The organism is Pseudonocardia hispaniensis (assembly GCF_042658695.1).
GTDB classification, from domain to species: Bacteria; Actinomycetota; Actinomycetes; order Mycobacteriales; family Pseudonocardiaceae; genus Pseudonocardia; species Pseudonocardia hispaniensis.
Genome location: NZ_JBHSQW010000009.1, coordinates 242,828 through 261,786 on the forward strand (window position 1 = coordinate 242,828; position 18,959 = coordinate 261,786).

21 protein-coding genes are annotated in these 18,959 nt (G+C 71.8%); 15 read left to right on the top strand and 6 right to left on the bottom strand.

From position 1 onward, the window contains the following. The first annotated feature begins 76 nt into the window (after nucleotides 1-76). Nucleotides 77-784, top strand: a complete 708-nt coding sequence (locus tag ACFQE5_RS04345) for a flavin reductase family protein (RefSeq protein WP_379583006.1) — start codon at nucleotides 77-79, stop codon at nucleotides 782-784. Here ACFQE5_RS04345 and ACFQE5_RS04350 read toward each other — a convergent pair. Continuing rightward, complete coding sequence (locus ACFQE5_RS04350; RefSeq protein WP_379583008.1) at nucleotides 774-2,471, bottom strand: AMP-binding protein; 1,698 nt, start codon at nucleotides 2,469-2,471, stop codon at nucleotides 774-776. The genes ACFQE5_RS04345 and ACFQE5_RS04350 overlap by 11 nt on opposite strands. A gap of 393 nt (nucleotides 2,472-2,864) precedes the next feature. Here ACFQE5_RS04350 and ACFQE5_RS04355 point away from each other — a divergent pair, with 393 nt between their 5' ends. The 3 genes from ACFQE5_RS04355 (at nucleotide 2,865) to ACFQE5_RS04365 (ending at nucleotide 4,836) form a co-directional block, all read left to right on the top strand. After that, nucleotides 2,865-3,284 carry an SsgA family sporulation/cell division regulator gene (locus ACFQE5_RS04355; protein ID WP_379583010.1) on the top strand — a complete coding sequence of 140 codons (420 nt, stop codon included), beginning with the start codon at nucleotides 2,865-2,867 and terminating at the stop codon, nucleotides 3,282-3,284. Between the two features lie 142 nt (nucleotides 3,285-3,426). Then, nucleotides 3,427-4,227 (top strand): enoyl-CoA hydratase/isomerase family protein, encoded by an 801-nt coding sequence (locus ACFQE5_RS04360; protein WP_379583012.1) that lies wholly within the window; start codon nucleotides 3,427-3,429, stop codon nucleotides 4,225-4,227. Nucleotides 4,228-4,233: 6 nt separating this feature from the next. Then, nucleotides 4,234-4,836 (top strand): TetR/AcrR family transcriptional regulator, encoded by a 603-nt coding sequence (locus ACFQE5_RS04365; protein WP_379583013.1) that lies wholly within the window; start codon nucleotides 4,234-4,236, stop codon nucleotides 4,834-4,836. An 83-nt stretch (nucleotides 4,837-4,919) separates the two neighbouring features. Here ACFQE5_RS04365 and cobF read toward each other — a convergent pair whose 3' ends face one another. Both cobF and ACFQE5_RS04375 read right to left on the bottom strand, forming a co-directional pair. Next, nucleotides 4,920-5,687 carry a precorrin-6A synthase (deacetylating) gene (gene cobF / locus ACFQE5_RS04370; RefSeq protein ID WP_379583015.1) on the bottom strand — a complete coding sequence of 256 codons (768 nt, stop codon included), beginning with the start codon at nucleotides 5,685-5,687 and terminating at the stop codon, nucleotides 4,920-4,922. Between the two features lie 229 nt (nucleotides 5,688-5,916). Further along, nucleotides 5,917-6,678 (bottom strand): TetR/AcrR family transcriptional regulator, encoded by a 762-nt coding sequence (locus ACFQE5_RS04375; protein WP_379583017.1) that lies wholly within the window; start codon nucleotides 6,676-6,678, stop codon nucleotides 5,917-5,919. A gap of 66 nt (nucleotides 6,679-6,744) precedes the next feature. On the opposite strand from ACFQE5_RS04375, the gene ACFQE5_RS04380 reads away from it, so the two are divergent. Next, entirely contained in the window at nucleotides 6,745-7,125 is a 381-nt protein-coding gene (locus ACFQE5_RS04380) for a VOC family protein (protein ID WP_379583019.1), read from the top strand. 42 nt (nucleotides 7,126-7,167) lie between these two features. On the opposite strand, the gene ACFQE5_RS04385 is transcribed toward ACFQE5_RS04380, so the two are convergent. From ACFQE5_RS04385 to ACFQE5_RS04395, 3 genes are all read right to left on the bottom strand, one after another. Further along, nucleotides 7,168-7,710 (bottom strand): bifunctional nuclease family protein, encoded by a 543-nt coding sequence (locus ACFQE5_RS04385; RefSeq protein ID WP_379583021.1) that lies wholly within the window; start codon nucleotides 7,708-7,710, stop codon nucleotides 7,168-7,170. Nucleotides 7,711-7,724: 14 nt separating this feature from the next. After that, the gene (locus tag ACFQE5_RS04390; protein ID WP_379583023.1) at nucleotides 7,725-7,874 is read right to left on the bottom strand and encodes a hypothetical protein; all 150 of its coding nucleotides are present in this window, start codon (nucleotides 7,872-7,874) and stop codon (nucleotides 7,725-7,727) included. A 161-nt stretch (nucleotides 7,875-8,035) separates the two neighbouring features. After that, nucleotides 8,036-8,560 carry a hypothetical protein gene (locus ACFQE5_RS04395; protein ID WP_379583025.1) on the bottom strand — a complete coding sequence of 175 codons (525 nt, stop codon included), beginning with the start codon at nucleotides 8,558-8,560 and terminating at the stop codon, nucleotides 8,036-8,038. Between the two features lie 90 nt (nucleotides 8,561-8,650). On the opposite strand from ACFQE5_RS04395, the gene ACFQE5_RS04400 reads away from it, so the two are divergent. From ACFQE5_RS04400 to ACFQE5_RS04445, 10 genes are all read left to right on the top strand, one after another. Beyond that, nucleotides 8,651-9,130, top strand: coding sequence for a hypothetical protein (locus tag ACFQE5_RS04400; protein ID WP_379583027.1), 480 nt, complete (start codon nucleotides 8,651-8,653; stop codon nucleotides 9,128-9,130). Continuing rightward, nucleotides 9,127-9,909 (top strand): hypothetical protein, encoded by a 783-nt coding sequence (locus ACFQE5_RS04405; RefSeq protein WP_379583029.1) that lies wholly within the window; start codon nucleotides 9,127-9,129, stop codon nucleotides 9,907-9,909. Before ACFQE5_RS04400 ends, ACFQE5_RS04405 begins: the two co-directional genes overlap by 4 nt. 87 nt (nucleotides 9,910-9,996) lie before the next feature. Further along, a complete protein-coding gene (locus ACFQE5_RS04410; RefSeq protein WP_379583031.1) occupies nucleotides 9,997-11,151 on the top strand; it encodes an acyl-CoA dehydrogenase family protein in 1,155 nt (384 codons plus the stop codon). Nucleotides 11,152-11,378: 227 nt separating this feature from the next. Beyond that, on the top strand, nucleotides 11,379-11,732 hold the full coding sequence (locus tag ACFQE5_RS04415; protein ID WP_379583245.1) for an ArsR/SmtB family transcription factor: 354 nt from the start codon (nucleotides 11,379-11,381) through the stop codon (nucleotides 11,730-11,732). A 76-nt stretch (nucleotides 11,733-11,808) separates the two neighbouring features. Further along, on the top strand, nucleotides 11,809-12,294 hold the full coding sequence (locus ACFQE5_RS04420; RefSeq protein ID WP_379583033.1) for an NADH-quinone oxidoreductase subunit B family protein: 486 nt from the start codon (nucleotides 11,809-11,811) through the stop codon (nucleotides 12,292-12,294). Further along, nucleotides 12,291-14,309 carry a proton-conducting transporter transmembrane domain-containing protein gene (locus ACFQE5_RS04425; protein WP_379583035.1) on the top strand — a complete coding sequence of 673 codons (2,019 nt, stop codon included), beginning with the start codon at nucleotides 12,291-12,293 and terminating at the stop codon, nucleotides 14,307-14,309. The genes ACFQE5_RS04420 and ACFQE5_RS04425 overlap by 4 nt, the downstream gene beginning before the upstream one ends. Further along, a complete protein-coding gene (locus ACFQE5_RS04430) occupies nucleotides 14,306-15,253 on the top strand; it encodes a respiratory chain complex I subunit 1 family protein (protein WP_379583037.1) in 948 nt (315 codons plus the stop codon). Before ACFQE5_RS04425 ends, ACFQE5_RS04430 begins: the two co-directional genes overlap by 4 nt. Before the next feature lie 11 nt (nucleotides 15,254-15,264). After that, complete coding sequence (locus ACFQE5_RS04435) at nucleotides 15,265-15,927, top strand: hypothetical protein (RefSeq protein ID WP_379583040.1); 663 nt, start codon at nucleotides 15,265-15,267, stop codon at nucleotides 15,925-15,927. Further along, nucleotides 15,927-17,414, top strand: coding sequence for a proton-conducting transporter transmembrane domain-containing protein (locus ACFQE5_RS04440; RefSeq protein ID WP_379583043.1), 1,488 nt, complete (start codon nucleotides 15,927-15,929; stop codon nucleotides 17,412-17,414). Before ACFQE5_RS04435 ends, ACFQE5_RS04440 begins: the two co-directional genes overlap by 1 nt. 41 nt (nucleotides 17,415-17,455) lie before the next feature. Continuing rightward, nucleotides 17,456-18,955 carry a hydrogenase large subunit gene (locus ACFQE5_RS04445; protein WP_379583046.1) on the top strand — a complete coding sequence of 500 codons (1,500 nt, stop codon included), beginning with the start codon at nucleotides 17,456-17,458 and terminating at the stop codon, nucleotides 18,953-18,955. The last annotated feature ends 4 nt before the right edge of the window (nucleotides 18,956-18,959 follow it).

Here is an 18,959-nt window from a genome sequence, read left to right on the forward strand (position 1 = left end):
CTCACGGGACTCACCGACCTAGAGTGGCAGAACCGGTCGCGGCGCCGCGGCGCGGGCCAGGAGGGAAGATCGGATCATGCGCACCGACCTGGACCCCGGCGATCTCGGGGCCCGCCAGTTCTACAAGCTGATGACCGCCACCGTGGTCCCCCGGCCGATCGCCTGGGTCTCCAGCCGCTCCGCCGCCGGCGTCGACAATCTCGCCCCGCATTCGTTCTTCACGGTGTCGTGCGTCGACCCGCCGATGATGCAGTTCACCTCCGTCGGCACCAAGGACTCCCTGCGGAACATCCGGACCACCGGCGAGTTCGTGATCTGCATGGCCAGCGAGCCGATGTTCGAGAAGATCAATGCGACGGCGACCGACTTCCCGGCCGAGATCAGCGAGTTCGCCGCGGTCGGCCTGACCCCCGAGCCCAGCCGGACCGTTGCGCCGTTCCGGGTCGCCGAGTCGCCCGTCGCCTTCGAATGCCGGCTCGAACGCGACCTGGAACTCGGCGACTCGACCGTCGTGATCGGCCGGGTGTTGCACGCCGCGATCGACGAGGACGTGTTCGTCGTCGACGAGCGGGGCGCGTGCCTGCCCGCGATCGAGCGGCTACGGCCGCTCGCCCGGTTGGGACGCAACGAGTGGGCGACGATCGGGGAGGTCCTGTCGATCACCCGGATCGCACACCGGGACTGGCCGGGGCATTTCGCCCCGCACGCTCCGGACGCCGGCCACCCGGTGGAGCACCCCGGGACCGTCCGGGCCCCGGGGCACCAGCGGTCGGCTAGAGGGTGAACTCGGCCTGCGACTCCACCGGCGCGACGCCCCCGTCGCTGCGCAGCTCCTCCTCGCGGCCCCGCAGCTCGACGCGGCGGATCTTCCCGGAGATGGTCTTGGGCAGCTCGAAGAACTCCAGGCGCCGGATCCGCTTGTAGGGGGCCAGGTTCTCGCGCGCGAACTCCAGGATCGAACGCGCGGTCTCCTCGGTCGGCTCGTACCCGGCGGCGAGCGCGACATACGCCTTGGGCACGGCCAGGCGGACCGGATCCGGCGACGGCACGACGGCCGCCTCGGCCACGGCGGGGTGCTCGATCAACACGCTCTCGAGCTCGAACGGCGAAATCCGGTAGTCGCTGGCCTTGAACACATCGTCGGCCCGGCCGACGTAGGTGATGTAGCCGTCCGCATCGCGCGCCCCGACATCCCCGGTGTGGTAGTAGCCGCCCGCCATGGCCTCGGCGTTGCGCTCGGGGTCGTCGCGGTAGCCGACCATCAGGCCGACCGGCCGGTGCGCGAGGTCCAGGCAGATCTCGCCCTCCTCGGCCTTGTTCCCGGTCACCGGATCGATGAGTTCGACGACGAATCCAGGCGCCGGGCGCCCCATCGAACCAGGTTTGATCGGCTGCCCGGGTGAGTTGGCGATCTGGACGCTGGTCTCGGTCTGCCCGAAGCCGTCCCGAATCCGCACCCGCCAGGCCTTCTCGACCTGCTCGATGACCTCGGGGTTGAGCGGCTCCCCCGCGCCGACGACCTTGCGCGGCGGGTTCGCCAGGCCCGACAGGTCGGCCTGGATCAGCATCCGCCACACGGTCGGGGGCGCGCAGAAGCTGGTGACCCCGCACCGGTCGAGCAGGCCCAGCACGCTCTGCGCGTCGAACCGGGCGTAGTTCATGACGAGCACGCAGGCCTCCGCGATCCACGGGGCGAACACGTTCGACCACGCGTGTTTGGCCCATCCCGGCGAGGAGATGTTGAGGTGCACGTCGCCGGGCTCCAGCCCGATCCAGTACATCGTGGACAGATGGCCCACCGGGTAGGACGCGTGGCTGTGCTCGACGAGCTTCGGCTTGGCCGTGGTGCCCGAGGTGAAGTAGAGAAGCAGCGTGTCATTCGCCTTGGTGACACCGTCGGGGACGAACGTGTCGGAGGCGGAGTGGGCCTGCGCGAAGTCGAGCCACCCCGGCGGTACGTCGCGGACCGCGATGCGCGTGTAGTCGCCGGCGACGTCGGCGAACTTCCCGGCGTCCGCCCCACCGACGATCACGTGCTTGGCGCTCCCGCGGTCCACCCGATCCCGCAGATCGGCCGCGTTGAGCAGCGTGGTTGCGGGGATGACGACGGCACCGAGCTTCATCGCGGCGAGCAGCGTCTCCCACAGCTCGATCTGGTTGCCGAGCATGAGGATGATCCGGTCACCACGCGACACGCCCTGCGCACGCAGCCAGTTCGCGACCCGGTTGGATCGGGCGGACAACTCGGCGAAGGTCCAATAGGCCTCCGCGCCGTCGCTCTCCACGATCCACAACGCGCGGCGCGCGCCGCGCTGCGGGTCGGCGGCGACGGCGTCGAAGTGGTCGAGTGCCCAGTTGAACTCGTCCAACTCGGGCCAGCGGAAGTCCCGATAGGCGGTGTCGTAGTCCTCGCGATGGGCGAGCAGGAAGTCTCGTGCCGCATAAAACGCCTGAGCACCCGTTTCATTCATATCGCACCTCACGAGTCGTGGAATAGCCGCACTGCTTGGCGCAACCCTAACGACGACCAGACCCACACGGTGGCGTGATCCCCGCTGCCTGCAACGATCACCGGGTCGGCGCAGCCCCGATGGAGAGGGCCCGCCGCCGTTTCGTGACCCTCACCCGCGCTGACCCCCGATCGGTTCACCGGGTATGGGCGCGGGCCGGCGCGGCACGCCGTGACCCGCGGAGCCGACATGACCATGGACACCGGGCGACACAGCCGGACGCCGTCCGCGATCTTCCCGGTGACATAGCTCGTTCAGGTGAATGCCGGACGCCGGATGCAGCACTGGGTCTGCCGCCTGCGATGGGTTGGATGAGGCCGCCCGACGGCGGCGGCCCGGGCTCAGAAGGGGGCGATGGCAATGCCGGGCGAGTCGATCGAGCAGGACATGTTCAGCGTGCTGCACGGGGAGGCCGTGCCCGTCGTGACCCGGTGGAGCTACGCCGCCTCCGACCCGTTCGCGATCTCGTTCGCCGTTCAGACCAGGAACGATCGCTGGACCCAGTGGCTCGTGGCCCGCGATCTCGTGGTCGCGGCGTTCGATGGCCCGGTCGGCGAGGGGGACGTCCGGATGAGCCCCCAGACGGTCGACGGATATGACGTCGTCGAACTGGAGATCCGGGCCCCCGGCGGGCGCGCGGTGTTCGAGGTCGACCGCGACCTGCTCCGGAACTTCATCGACGCGAGCATTGACCTGGTTGCCCTCGGTGACGAATTCCTCCTGATGGGCCTCGACAAGGAGATTGCGAAGATCACCAGAAGTTGCCCGGAGTAGTCATTGTCCCGCCTCGGCTCCTGCTGCCCGGCCGCCCGCCGCGCAGATCGGCACGGGGTCGATCCGGGTGATGATTCGCCGCGAAGTGCGGTCCGGCAGGACGAATGTGTTCTGATCGTCCCGAACACCAGGAGGATCTCGCATGACACCATTTGTGGCCGAACCGACCGCCGCCCCGATCACCGTCGATCGTGCCGCAGAGGGAGTTGCCCAGGTCGAGCTGCACCGGCCCCCGCACAACTATTTCGACCTGCCGCTCGTCCGTGCGCTCGCCGACATCTACGCCGAACTCGACGCCGACGACTCGACCCGGGCGATCGTGCTGTGCAGCGAGGGCCGCAACTTCTGCGCCGGCGCGAACTTCGGGGGTGACGGCAGCCGCAGCGAGGCGGTGTCCCCCGACGCCGCGAACGCCCTCTACAGCGAAGCCGTGCGGCTGTTCTCGGTGGCCACGCCGGTGGTCGCCGCGGTGCAGGGCATCGCGATCGGCGGCGGGCTCGGGCTCGCGGTCTCGGCGGACTTCCGAGTCGCCGGGCCCAGCAGCCGGTTCGCCGCCAACTTCGCCCGGCTCGGGCTCCATCAAGGCTTCGGGCTCTCGGTCAGTCTCCCGCGCGTCGTCGGCGCCCAGCACGCCCTGGACATGCTGCTGACGGGGCGCCGCGTCGGCGGCTCGGAGGCGCTGCGGTTCGGATTGGTGGATCGGCTCGTCGCCGACACGGAGATCCGGGCCGGAGCGATCGCGCTGGCCGCCGAGATCGCTGCCGCCGCACCGCTGGCCGTTCGCAGCATCCGGGCGACCATGCGGGCCGGGCTCGCCGAGGAGGTCGCCGCGATCACCGATCACGAGGCCGGCGAGCAGCGGTGGCTGCGCGAGACGAAGGACTTCGCCGAGGGCGTCGCGGCGTCGCTGGAGCGCCGCGATCCCCGATTCGTCGGAGGTTGAGCGTCCGTGGGCACCGCATCCGACACCGCGGCCCCGCCACCCCGCCGTCCGCGCGATTCGGCAGCCACCCGCCGGGCGCTGCTGTCGGCGGCCTGTGACCTGTTCGCGACCATCGGCTACGACGCGACGACGGTGCGCGGAATCGCCGACCGCGCCGGGGTGAACCAGGCGTTGGTGTTCCGGCACTTCGGCAACAAGGAGGCGCTGTTCGCGGAGGCGGTCACCGGACAGGCGATGGAGGTGCTGAACGCGGGTCCACCGGAGAGTCTGCTGCGCCGGGTGCTGGACAGCATGCTGTCCGAGGAGACCTCGGGCGGTGAGCTGTTCTACGCGGTGCTGCGCTCGGCCGGCAACTCCGAGGCCGCCGCCGCCATCCGCGACCAGCTGGGCACCAGCTACGGCCACGCCTTCGCCGCGCTGGCGCACACCGGCGATCCCGCCGATGCGGCCGTCCGCGCCCATCTTCTGATGGCGTGGCTGCTGGGTATCGGGCTGCTGCGGACCGTGCTCAAGACCGAACCGTTGGCCCACGCCGACACCGAGACCCTCACGGCGCACGTCATGCGGGTCGCCACGGTCATGCTGGAGGGAGCCGGGCCCACGCCCTGACCGGTCGAAGACACCGGCCCGGGAACAGCAGACCCACCGCAACCATCACAGCGATCGCCGCGCCCCGACGGTGATCGTGGTCCTCAGCGCTCCTCGGGCCGACGCCGCAGCAGGTAGGTGTCCATGATCCAGCCCTTGCGCTCCCGCTGTTCGGCACGGACCCGCACGATCTCCTGCTTGACCTCTTGCAGATTGCCGCTCACCAGCACCTCGTCGTGTGAGCCCACATAGGCGCCCCAGTAGATGTCGACGTCGGTGTCGGGCAGCTCGGCGAAGGCGGCGCCGCCGTCGAGCATCACGACGACATCGTCGATATCGGTGGGCATCCCCGCTGCGAGCCGGCGCCCGGTGGTGATCAGCACCGGGCGCCCGATGCGGTTGAGGATGAGCCGGTGCGCCGCCGCAAGCGCTTGCACGCTGCTGATCCCCGGGATGCTCTCGACCTCGAACGGCACCGCGGAGCGCACGGCGATGCGATCGAGCAGCCGCAGTGTGCCGTCGTAGAGGCTGGGGTCACCCCAGACGAGAAACGCGCCGGACTGGTCGTCGTCGAGCTCCTCGGCGATCATCCGCTCGTAGATCTCGGCCCGCCGGTCCTGCCAGTCGACGACGGCGTCGCGATAGGCGTCGGCCGACCGGTCGCGTTCGGGGTCGGCCGCCTCGACGACACGGTAACGACCATGATCGACGTGCCGGGAGAGCAACTCGGCCCGCAACCCGGCCAGGTCCTCCTTGAGGTGGCCCTTGTCGATCACGAAGAACACATCCACCCGGTTCATCGCCTGCACGGCCTGAACCGTGATGTGGTCCGGATCTCCGGCGCCGATCCCGATGACGTACACCTTCCGCACACCGTGGACGGTAGACACCCTCGGGACCGCATGTCGTGACCGGGTCGGCCGGGCGGCCGGGCGAGCAGCCCGCCAACCCGGGCCGCAGCACGACGACGGGACCACCGGACTGCGCACCGCTTTCCCGGAAGCCGACCCGGTGGCCGTGCAGGAGGATCTCCCGTTGAGCCACGGTCGCGCGGGCGCGACCGAGTCCGGTTCGCCGTCGATCGGCGGACCGTAGCGCCGGTCAAGGCCGCTCGACCAGTGCCGCCAGCCCGGCAAGCACGATTCGCAACCCGAAGTCCCAGGCATGGTCGGGGCTCCAGGTGCTGCCGTGCGCGGAGCCGGCCGCGGCCCCGACCCGGGCGGCCGTCGGATACGCGTCCGCGGTGAGCACCCGGGCCAGCAGCGGGGCGTTGAGCGCCCACCACTGCTCGTCGTTCATCGCGCTGTCCCGCTGGGCGGCACGCGCCTGGGCCGCGTCACGGGCGTGCAGGCGGACGAAGCCGAGCAGGTGCGCCAGCGCGGCATCGACGTCGACGTCGGAGAGGCCGAGCCCGTCGAGTCCGCGCAGTTCGTGCTCGTACTTGGCCATCTGCCCCGGCCCGAGCGGGGGACGGCTGGTGGAGATGGTGGCCGCCCACGGGTGCGCCTCGAACAGGGCCCGGTTCTCCTCGGCGATCGCGACGACCCGGTCCTGCCACGGACGGCCCGTGGTGTCGGTGCGCGGCATCGCGGCGTAGGCCGCGTCGAGCATGAGGTCGAGCAGTTCAGCCTTGCCGGGGACATAGGTGTAGAGGGTCATCGGCGCGACCCCGAGGGCGTGCGCCACCCGCCGCATCGTGACCGCCTCGAGCCCCTCGGCGTCGGCCAGGCGGGTCGCCGCGCCGACCACCGCGTCGATACTCAGCCCCTGCCGGGGACCGCGGCGCGGCATCGCGGAGGCGTCGCGCCACAGCAGGGCAAGGGTGCGGTCCGGGTCGCCGGCACCGCTGCGATCGCTCGACACGGGACCATTCTGACCGGTATAGGCTGTACCACGTACACCGTACTGCGTACGACGAAGGGTTGCCGCATGAGGATCACTGCCTCCGCCGTCGCGCTGAACGTGGGGGACGTCGAGGCCTCCACCGCCTTCCTGGTCGATCATTTCGGCTTCCGCACCGAGATGGCCGCCCCCGGCTTCGCCTCGCTCACCCGCGACGACGCCGGGATGAACGTCATCTTCCTGCGTCGCGGCCTGCCGACCCTGCCCGCGGACCAACGCGACGACCACGCATCGGGACTGATCCTGGCGTTCACCGTCGACGACCTCGAGGGCGAGCTGGCCCGGCTGCAGGCCGAAGGTGTCCCGATCACGATGCCGCTGACCAGCGAGGAATGGGGGGAGCGGGCATTTCAGGTGCGCGACCCCAACGGTGTGATCGTGCAGCTGGTCGACTGGAACGCGGGGTGACCAGGCCCACGGCGGGCGAGTTCGGTCTCCGCGGTGCCGGGTTCAGGCGGAGTCGAAGTCCTCGGGCCGCACCGACTCGAGAAAGCTGCGAAAGCGCTCGATCTCCTGCTCCTCGACCGCGGCGGGCCGGTCCGGCTCGGATCGAGCGGGTGGCGGGAAGGCGCGAACCAGGGTGATGCCGGCCAGGTTCGGCACGGCGGCCTGATCGAGCAGCTCGCGCGTCGCCATGATGCGCACCCCGCTGTGCAGGGCGATCGCGACCGCGTCGCTGGGTCGCGCGGAGACCACGGCGCCCGAACGCATCGCAAGCTCGGCGTGGAACACCTCGTCACACAGCGCCACGACGCGGACCTCGGCCAGCTCGTGGCCCAGCGCCATGATCACCTGGGCGATGAGCTGGTGCGTCGCGGGCCGGGGCGGGATCACCTGCCGCTGCTCCATCTCGATCGCCGCGGCCTCGGCCTCTCCGATCCACAGCACCAGGTAGCGGTCCGGTTCCGGGCCGTGCTGCCGGGTGCCCAGCACGAGTACGCGCTGCGCTGCCGCGGGGCCGGACCCGATTCCGACCACCCGCATCTCGGCCATGGGCGCCATCTGGCTCACCGGGTCGCGACGAACAGCCGGCGGCACGAGTGGCGGCGGTGACCACCGCCGGAACGCTGTGGGCGAACGACGTCGGCCGCGGCGAGGCTGCGCAGGACCGCCGGCCCGACCTCGAGCAACTCCTCGTCCAGCTCACGCACACCCACCGCTGCTCCCTCCGGGCCGCGCAGGCCCCCGGGTAACTCAGGTCACAACGGTGAGAATAGCTCCGCTCCTCGGCGCCACACGAGAGGTCGATCGGTCCCCGCCCGCCGGGAGACACCGCGGCGGCACGCCCTCCGCCGGCCTGTCGAGGGCGCGCCGTTGGTCAACGCCGGGTGACCCGCTCCGCCCCGGCCGCGAACGCCCAGCCCAGCATGCCGGCGACGAGCCCGAAGCCGAGGTGGCCCAGCAGCCGCGGCAGCGAGCCCATGGTCGCCAGCCCGAACCCCGCACCCATCGGCACGACGAGCGCCACCAGATGGATCGGGGCCGCCGCCAGCGCGACCACCCAGGGTCTGCGCCGGGCGAGCGGGGCGGCCGCAACGGCCTCGAGCAGGATCGCCGCGGCCACGTATCGCAGCGCGCCAGGGGCGGCCGCGGTGCCCAGCGCCAGGGCGAGGGCGGACGATCCGACGCCGACCGCGCTGAGCGTCCCGGTCCGCCGCGCGGTGAGCGCCACGGCGACCAGCAGCGTCAGCCAGAGCAGGCCCCGGTGGCCGGGCAGCCCGATCGGGATCCGCAGGTCGGCGGTCGCGACGATCGCGAGCAGCGCAGCCAGTGGGAGGGCGAACTCACGAGCCAGATCCCAGGCCCGAAGGCGCAACGACAGGGCACGCGGCATCAGGTCCATGGCCGGAGCGTAGCCAGCCGATCTCGTGATAGAAACCGGCGTCAGCGTGTCTCCTTCGCGTATTTCGCCGATTCTTCGGAGGGTGCCCCGATGTGGCTACGCACCTGCGGGCGGATTCTGCTCGCGGTCCTGCTCGGGTCCGTTCTCGTCGCCTGCGCAGGCTCCCCCCTCGAACCGGGTGCCTCCGGGGCACCGGGCGCCGGAACCGAGGGCGGCGCGGCGACCCCCGTCGCCGAGGGACTCGTCGTGCGGCGGGGCGATCACGAGCTCCTCCGGCTCGACGTCGACGGACTGCGGGCGCTCCCCCAGGTCGAGGCGGCCACCGCGGGCACCGGTAAGGGCAGCCAGCGCGGGCCCACCGTGCGCGCGGTGCTCGACCGGGCCGGGGTGGGCGCGGTGACCACGGTGACCGTCGAAGGCCGCGACCCCACCCAGACGCTCACCGCCGCAGACCTCACCGACCGGCTCGTCCTCGACCTCACCGCGCGGGGCACCGTGAAGCTGGCCGGGCCCGACCTGCCCCGGGAACGCTGGGTCCGGGACGTGACCGCCCTGGTGGTCCCGGAATGAGCGGGCCGGCGCTGGCCGCCGTCGACCTGCTGATCGGCATCGACGACACCGACGACGCCACGAGCCCCGGTACCGGCCGGCGTTGCCGCCAGCTCGCCGACGAGCTGGCCGCCGCAGGCCTGGGCCGACCGGCCGGAGCGACCCGGCACCAGCTCCTGGTCGATCCCCGGATTCCCTACACGTCGCACAACTCCAGCGCGTGCATCGGCTGGCGCAGCGCCGGGGCGGACCCGGTGGCGGTGCTCCCGGAGGTTGTCGGGCACGCCGGCGCGTTCCTCGAGCGGGTCTGCCCGCCTGCGGCCGACCCCGGGCTCGCGGTCGCGATTCCGCAGCGGCTGCCCGGGTGGTCGGCGCTGGTCGACTTCGGTCTGCGGGCCAAACGCCACGTGCTGTCCATCGACGAGGCGACGGCACTGGCCACCGCCACGGGAGTCCACCTGTCGGGCCATGGCGGGACCCACGGCGGCCGGATCGGCGCCCTTGCCGCCGTCGGGCTGCACCTGTCCGGCGACGACGGGCTGTTCCTGTTCCTGCCGGGGATCCGCGATCTCGAGGGCCGGCTGACCGCCGAGGAGCTGCGCAGACGCGTTCCCATCGACCGTGCCTTCGGACCCGGCGCGCAGGAACCCGCGCCTGACGAAGTGATCGACCTCGGTGACTGGGTTCGTCCCGTTCTGCTCGCCGGTGAAGCGGTGCTGCTGCTCGACCCTCCCACGACCGGCGCGGACGGCGTGCGTCGATGGCGGACCGCGCCGCGGGCCGTCGTCAAACAGTACTGACGACACACCGGACTGACGACGCCCGGCCGGACCGGGCGGTTCGTCCTTCCTATATTCGCGGGAAGCCGACTGCGAGGGGGCCCTGTCGTGAGCGTTCTGAGCACCGAGGAGCAGGCCGTCGTCGCGACGGTACGCGAGTTCGTCGACCGCGAGGTCCGCCCCGTCGCCCGCGAGCTCGAGCACGCCAACGCCTATCCCGAGAAGCTCATCGAGCAGATGAAGCAGCTGGGGATATTCGGCCTGGCCATCCCGCCGCCGTGGGGCGAGGCACCGGTTTCCATGCCCTGTTACGCCCTGGTCACCGCCGAGCTCGCCCGTGGCTGGATGAGCCTCGCGGGCGCCATGGGCGGTCACACGGTCGTCGCCAAGCTCCTGCTCGCCTTCGGAACCGCGCAGCAGAAGGACCACTGGCTCCCCCGGATGGCCACCGGTGAGGTCCGCGCCACGATGGCGCTCACCGAACCCGGCGGCGGCTCCGACCTGCAGGCCATGACCACCACCGCCCGTCGGGACGGGGATCACTACCGGATCAACGGCGCCAAGACCTGGATCACCAATGCCCGCCGGTCGGGGCTCCTCGCGGTGCTGTGCAAGACCGATCCCGCCGCCACCCCGAAGCATCGGGGAATCTCCATTCTGCTCGTCCAGCCCGGTCCCGGCCTCACCATTTCCAAGGACCTGCCCAAACTCGGCTACAAGGGCGTCGAAAGCTGCGAACTCATCTTTGACGACTACCGCATCCCGACCTCTGCCCTGCTCGGTGTCACCGAAGGCCACGGTTTCACCCAGATGATGAAGGGCCTGGAGACCGGCCGTATCCAGGTCGCCGCCCGAGCCCTCGGCGTCGGCCAGGCCGCGTTCGAGGACGCCCTGCGCTACGCCCAGCAGCGCGAGTCCTTCGGCAAGCCCATCTGGCAGCACCAATCCATCAGCAACTATCTCGCGGATATGGCCACCGGCATTGCCGCCGCCCGCCAGCTCATTCTCCACGCCGCCCACCGGCAGGACACCGGCCAGCGTGCCGATATGGAGGCCGGAATGGCGAAGCTCTTCGCCTCCGAAACCGCCATGACCATCGCGCTCAATGCGATCCGCATCCACGGCGGCTACGGCTACTCCACCGAGTTCGACGTCGAACGCTACTTTCGCGACGCCCCACTCATGATCGTCGGCGAGGGCACCAACGAGATCCAGCGCAACGTCATCACCAGCCAACTGATCAAACGCGGCGGCCTGGACTGACTCCGGGTCCCGCCGCTCGATCATGCCCGGACCGCCCGCGGTACACCGCGGGGCGCGGGGACTTGAAGACTTGCTAATGTCTGCAACGACTGGGTCGGCGAAATCCGCGGATCCGGTCCGGCCTGCTCCCGCCCGGCAGCCGCTACCCGAGCCGAGATGATGAGGAGGCAGCGGCGGCCGTTCGGCCGTAGGCGTGACGAACGTAGGTCCCGGGAGTACCAGTGGCGTTGAGCAGACCGCTCTACCAGCTGAAGGCCGAGTTCTTCAAGACGTTGGGTCATCCGGTCCGGATCCGGGTGCTGGAGCTGTTGAGCCAGCGCGAGCACGCGGTCTCGGAGCTGCTGACGGAGGTGGAGGTCGAGGCGGCGAACCTGTCCCAGCAGCTCGCCGTGCTGCGGCGGGCGGGACTCGTCGTGTCCCGCAAGGAGGGCTCGACCGTCCACTACGCCTTGACCAGCCCGCAGGTGGCCGAGCTGCTCGCGGTGGCTCGCTCGATCCTGAGCGGGGTGCTGTCCGGGCAGCTGAAGCTCCTGGAGGACCTGCGCAGCGCGGCCCGATCGACGCGCGAACCAGGGCGCTGAATGGCGGCGCCTCGTCCGGCCGTTCCCGTCGACGGCAGGGCGATGGCATTCCGGAACGAACGAGTGCGGAGCGTGTGTGGTGCTGAGCCTGTGGCGGAAGATCCGCCGAACCGGACGCGTGGCGGAGCCATCGCCCCCGGTGCCCGAGGCGGCGGGAGCAGCCGTGGCGGAGCTGGCCGGCTCGGTGCAGATCCGGCACGTCGACGCCGGGTCCTGCAACGGCTGTGAGGTGGAGATCGGCTCGGCGTTCGGCCCGGTCTACGACGCGGAGCGCTACGGCGCCCGGCTGGTCGCCGCGCCCCGGCACGCCGACGCGCTCCTGGTCACCGGACCGGTGACCCGCAACATGGCGGTCGCGCTGCGCCGCACCTACGAAGCCACACCCGAGCCCAGGGTGGTGGTCGCCGTCGGCGACTGCGCGCGCGACTGTGGGGTCTTCGCCGGCGCGTACGGGGTGGCCGGAGCGGTCCGGGACGTCGTACCGGTCGATGTCGAGATCACCGGCTGCCCGCCTCGCCCGGAGGCGATCGTCGCCGCGCTGCGGAGCCTCACCGGCCGATGAACCTGGTGCAGCTCGGCCTCGGCGTGGCCGCCGGGGCCGGTGTGACGAGTGCGGTGCTGGGGCTGCTGGTGCCGCGGCCCGCGCGCGCCGCGGCGGTCGGGGTGGGCAGCGCGGTCACCGGTGCGGCCGGCGCGCTGGCCGGGGCGGCGGCGATGACGGGCCAGACCTGGTCGATCGCGGCGCCGAACCTGCTGCCGATCTCCGGGGTGTACCTCCAGGTCGACGCGCTGGGCGGACTGTTCCTCGCCGTGGCCGGGGCGGTGGCCACGGTGGCCGCGATCTACGGGATCGGCTACTCCCGCCACCATGCCGACACGCGCGCGCCGCAGTCGATGTTCCCGCTGTTCGTACTGACGCTGCTGGTGGTGCCGATCGCCGCGAGTGTCGGGACGTTCCTGGTGTGCTGGGAGCTAATGGCGCTCGCCTCGCTGGTGTTGGTGCTGACCGAGCACCGGCGGCGACCCGAGGTCGCCGAGGCCGGACGCTGGTACGCGATCATGACCCATCTCGGGTTCATCGCGATCCTCATCGGCCTGCTGGTGTTCACCGCCCACGCGTTCGACGACACGTTCCCCGCGCTACGGACGGCGGCCGCGACGCTCCCACCCGGCGTCGCCAACGTCGTGTTCCTCATGGTGCTGGTGGGCTTCGGCTCCAAGGCGGGCATCCTGCCGCTGCACGCATGGCTACCCCGGGCCCATCCGGAGGCGCCCAGCCACGTGTCGGCGCTGATGTCGGCGGCCATGGTCAACGCGGGCGTCTACGGGATCGTGCGGGTCGGGGTCGACCTGCTCGGCGGTGGCAGCCGATGGTGGTGGCTGGTGGTGCTGCTGCTGGGCGCGCTGTCGGCGGTCTACGGGATCCTGCAGGCCGCGATGTCGACCGATGTGAAGCGGCTGCTCGGCTATTCGACCACCGAGAACATGGGGCTGGTACTCGTCGGCATCGGCGCGAGCGGGCTGTTCGCCGACGCGGGACATCCGGTGCTCGCGGCGCTGGCCATGGCGGCCGCGCTGCTGCACGTGTGCAACCACGCCGCGTTCAAGACGCTGCTGTTCCTTGCCGCGGGGTCGGTGCTGCACGCCACCGGCACCCGCGACCTCGACGCCCTCGGCGGGCTGCGCCGGGGCATGCCGGCGACCACGGCGGCGTTCGGGCTCGGCGCGCTGGCCGCCTCGGCTCTGCCGCCGGGGACCGCGTTCGTGAGCGAGTGGCTGCTGCTCCAGTCGCTCATCCAGGGCCTGCCGAACGCGGGCGTCGCGACGTCGATCGTGCTGCCGGTCGCGGTGGCCGCGGTGGCGCTGACCGCGGGGCTTGCCGTCGCGACCTTCGTCAAGGCCTTCGGGGTCGGGTTCCTGGCCCGGCCGCGCAGCAGCGCCGCGCAGCGCGCCCCGGAAAGCCCCGCCACCATGCTCGCCGGGATGGGCCTGGCCGGGGCCGCCTGCGTGGGCCTCGCCCTGGTTCCGGGGTCGGTGCTGCCGCTCATCGGCCGGATCGCGGGCGGCCTGGCGGGTACGACGACGGCGCCGGCGACCGGTGCGCTCACCATCGAGCTGGCGCACGTGCCGGGGAGCCTGTCCCCGTTCCTGCTGACCGTCGCGCTGCTGGGCGCCTGCGTGCTGGTGGTGGTCGCGCTCCGGGTTGCCGCGACCCGGCCCAGACGGCAGGAGGCCCGGCTCTGGGACTGCGGGGCGGGACCGATGTCGTCGCGGATGGAGTACACCGCAACGTCGTTCGCCGAGCCGCTGCAGCGGGTCTTCGACAACGTCGTCCAGCCCGTCCAGGACGTCGACGTGACCCACTACCGCGAGTCGCGCTATCTCGTGCAGGCCGTGGAGTACCGCCGCGAGGTGCCGGACCGCATCGAACGCCGGCTCTACGAACCGCTGCTGCTGGGCATGGCGCGCTGGGGCCGGGCGGGACGGCGGCTGGCGACCGGCAGCGTGCACCGCTACCTCGGCTACGGCTTCTACACGCTCTGCGCGCTGCTGATCGCACTGGTGGTGATGAAATGACCCCGCTGGGCCTGGTCGGCGGCGTCCTGCAGCCGCTGCTGATCCTCGCCGGATCCCCGTTCCTGCTCGGGCTGATGCGCCAGATCCGGGCGCGCCTGGAGGGCCGGCAGGGAGCCGGGGTCGGCCAGCCGTGGCGGGATCTGCGCAAGCTGCTGCGCAAACAGCGGATCGCTCCCCGGGGGACGACCGAGGTCTTCCGGATGGCCCCGGTGCTGCTGGTGGCCACGACGCTGGTGGTCGCCTTCGTCGCCCCGTTCGTCACGATCGCCTCCGCGGTGCCTCCGGTGGCGGATCTGTTCGCGGTGGTGGCGCTGCTCGCGCTGGGCGCGGTCGCGGTGGCGCTGGCGGGTCTGGACACCGGCACCGCCTTCGGCGGGATGGGCGCGAGCCGCGAGACCACGATCCTCGCGCTGGTGGAACCGACCCTGCTGGTGGCGATCTTCGCGCTCTCGGTTCGGGTCGGCTCGACGAACCTGCCCGCGATCGTCGAGGCGACGCTGCAGGATCCCACGCAGGTGATCTCCCCGGCGAGCCTGCTGGCCGCCGTCGCGCTGATGATCGTGATCGTCGCGGAGACGGGGCGGCTGCCGGTGGACAACCCGTCCACGCATCTGGAGCTCACGATGGTGCACGAGGCCATGGTTCTGGAGTACGCGGGTCCGGACCTGGCGCTGATCGAACTGGGCTCGGTGATGCGGCTGTCGGTGTTCCTCGGGCTGCTGGCCAACCTGTTCGTCCCCCTCGGGATCGCCACCGAGCTGAGCGTCCTGGCCATCCTCGGTGGGGTGGTCGCGTTCGCGCTCAAGGTCACCGTGCTGGGGGCGGCGCTCGCGACCACCGAGGTCTTCCTGGCCAAGCTGCGGCTGTTCCGGGTGCCCGAACTGCTGGCCGGGTCGTTCCTGCTCGCGCTGCTCGCCGCGGGCGCGTCCTACTTCCTGGCCTGATGGGGGTCCGAGTGAGCGACGCGTTGTCCATCCAGCTGTTGAACCTCGCGGCGGGCGGGTTACTGCTCACCTCCGTCCTGGCGCTGTGGCGCCGCGAGCTGCCGGTGATCATCCGGATCTTCGCCCTGCAGGGCCTCGCGCTGACCGGCCTGGTGGGGGTGCTCGCCGTGCGGGAGCAGTCCGCAGAGCTCGCGGCCGCGGCCGCTGGGGTGTTCGTGCTGCGGGTAGGCGTCCTGCCGTGGCTGCTGCGCCGGGCTCTGGCGGCAAGCGGCGCGGATCGCCGCGAGACCCGGCCGGTGGTCAACGTCGCGTCCTCGCTGCTGGCCGCCGCCGCCCTGACGCTGCTCGCCTACGCCGTGTCCCAGCCGCTCGTGCGGCTGGTCCCCGGACCGGCGACGCACGCCGTCCCGGTGGCCCTCGCGGTGGTGCTGATCGGCTTCTTCGTGCTGGTCACCCGTCGGCGGGCGCTGTCACAGCTGGTCGGGTTCCTGTTGATGGACAACGGCATCACCGCCGTCGGCTTCCTCACCACGGCGGGTATCGCCTTGATCGTCGAGGTCGGGGTCGCCCTGGATGTGGTGCTCGTGGTGCTGGTGCTGCAGATCCTGACCGGCCGGATGCGCGAGACGTTCGGCGCCACCGATCTGGACGAGCTCCGGGAGCTGAGGGACTGATGAGCTCGCTACTACTGGCCGCCCCGGTCGTCGTGCCCGCACTGGGCGCGCTCGGCTACATCGCGTTCGGCTGGCGCGCCGCGACCGCCTGGGTCGGGTCCGTGAGTGCCGCGGTCGTGCTGGCCGCCTCGATCGCCACCGCGGCCCAGGTTGTCGCGACCGGGCCGCGCAGCGCCCTGGCCGGGATCCTCCGCGCCGACGCCGTCAGCGCGTTCATGCTGATCGTGATCGGTGCGATCGCGCTGATCGCCGCGCTGGCCACCCCCGCCCATCTGCGAACCGAGATCGCCGCGGGGCGGGCCAGCAGGCGAACCGCGACCCGGCACAGCGCGTTGGTGCAGGCGTTCCTGGCCGCGATGGCGCTCGCGGTGCTGGCCGCCAACCTGGGCGTGCTCTGGGTCGCGGTGGAGGCCACCACCATCGTCACCGCCTTCCTCGTGGGGCAGCGGCGGACCAAGGACGCCGTCGAGGCCGCCTGGAAGTACGTGGTCATCTGCTCGGCGGGCATCGCGCTGGCGCTGCTGGGCATCGTGCTGCTCGACTTCGCCGCGCAGCACGCCGGTTCCGGCGCCGGGCTGGACTGGGCCGGGCTGGTCGCCTCCGCAGGCGGACTCGACCCAGCCGTGACCCGCTTCGCGGTCGTCCTGCTGATCGTCGGGTTCGGCACCAAGGCCGGCCTCGCCCCGCTGCACGCGTGGCTACCCGACGCGCACAGCCAGGCCCCGGCCCCGGTGTCGGCCCTGATGTCGGGGGTCCTGCTCTCGGTCGCCTTCTACGCCGTCCTGCGGATCAAGGTGATCGCCGACGTCGCGCTCGGCCCGGAGTTCACCCGCGCGCTGCTCGTGATCGCCGCACTGGCCTCGCTCGTGGTGGCCGCGACGCTGCTGCTCGCCCAGCGGGACTACAAGCGCATGCTGGCCTACTCCAGCATCGAGCACATGGGGCTGCTCGCCCTCGGCGCCGCCGCGGGCGGACCGCTGGCGATGGCCGCCGTGCTGCTGCACATCCTCGGCCACGGCCTGGTCAAGAGCGTCCTGTTCCTGGGGGCGGGCCGCATCCTGCAGGTGACCGGCTCGTCCCGGATCTCGGGGGTGCGCGGGCTGATCGTCCGCCAGCCGCTGCTGGCCGGTCTGGTCGGCGTCGGGGTGCTCGCCCTGATCGGGCTGCCCCCGTTCAGTGTGTTCGCCAGCGAGCTGGGCATCGCCCGGGGCGGTTTCACCGACGGGATCGGCTGGGCGATGGCGGCGGGCCTGGTCCTGGTCCTGGTCATCGCCGCGACCCTGATCATTCACACGAGCCGGATGCTGCTGGGCTCGGCACCCGCACCACAGGGGCCGGGGGCCGCCGGGGCGCCCACCCGGCTGCCGCTGTTCGCCGCCGCGGCCATGACCCTCGGGCTCGCCGGCGCGGCGGCGCTCGGGATCAGCGCCGGACCGCTCACCGAGCTGTTGCAGCTCGCCGCCGACATCCTCGCAGGAGCACGATGACCCGCCACGACTCGGCGCCACCGGCCGCAACCCTCAGCCGCGTGCGCACGACCCGGACTCTCGCGCCGAACGAGCTTCCCGAGCACACCGACGCGCTGTTGCACCGCGGGTTCCGGATCGCGTTGGTCGCAGGCCATGATGACGGCGACGCGCTGCGTGCGGTCTACCTGTTCACCCGCGCCGCGACCGAGGGGGACGCCGAGGCCCGCACCGAGCTGCAGGTCCGTCTCGATGCCGGGCGTCCGCACGTGCCGACGCTGGCCGCCCTGTCGTTCCCCGCGGGCCGGTTCGAACGGGAGATGCGCGACCTGTTCGGGATCGTGCCCGAGCACCACCCGCTCCCCCAACGGCTGGTCCGGCACTTCCACTGGCCCCGGGGCTGGTACCCGATGCTCGCCGCGGCGGGGGATCCGCCCGCGTTCGGCGACCTCGACGAGCCGTATCCGTTCCGCACCGTCGAGGGTCCCGGGGTGTACGAGATCCCGGTCGGTCCGGTGCACGCCGGGATGATCGAACCGGGGCACTTCCGCTTCTCGGTGGTGGGCGAGACCATCCTCAACCTCAAGGCGCGCCTGTGGTTCGTGCACCGCGGAATCGAGAAGCTGTTCCAGGGCCGCCAGGTGACCGACGCGCTGGAGCTCACCGAACGGGTCAGCGGCGACACCGCCGTCGGCCACACGCTGGCCTTCTGTCTCGCGGTCGAGGACGCCCTCGACCTGGACGTCCCGCGCGCGGCCGCGCAGCGCCGGGCCGTCGTCTGTGAGCTGGAGCGGATCTACAACCACATCACCGACATCGGCGCGCTGTGCAACGACGTCGCCCACTCGATCCTCAACTCCCAGGCGCAGCGCATCCGCGAACAGCTGCTGCGCCTGGGCGAGCAGGTCACCGGCCACCGGCTGCTGCGCGGGGCGATCCGCCCCGGCGGCGCGGTCCTGCGGGCGCTACCGGATCCGGCTCGGCTCCGGGCCATCGCCGAGGACATCGCCGAGGTCGTCACGCTCGCCCTCGAGCACAGCGTGGTGCGCGACCGCTTCGCGGGGACCGCGATCCTCACCCCCCAGCAGGCGGCCGATATCGGCACGCTCGGCTACGTCGCCCGGGCGAGCGGTCTGCGCCTCGATGCCCGCTACGACCACCCGTTCCTGGACCTGCCGGTGCCGCGGCCCGAGCACCGCCGGACCGACGGCGACGTGCTGAGCCGGTTCTGCGTCCGGGCCGACGAGATCGCCCACTCGGTCGAGGTGATCGCCGGTCTCGTCGCCGAGCTGGACGGGGACCTCGGATCGGCCCCGCCGGCGCCCGCCGTCCACCGCGGCGACCCGGCCCGCTCGGGGGTGGGGATCGTGGAGGGCTGGCGCGGAACGATCACGCACCGCATCGAGCTCGCCGCCGACGGCAGGCTCAGCCGGGTCAAGATCGTTGATCCGAGCTTCTTCAACTGGCCCGCCCTGCCGGTCGCCCTGGCCGACACGATCGTTCCCGACTTCCCGCTGGTCAACAAGAGCTTCAACCTCTCCTACGCGGGCAACGACCTCTAATGGG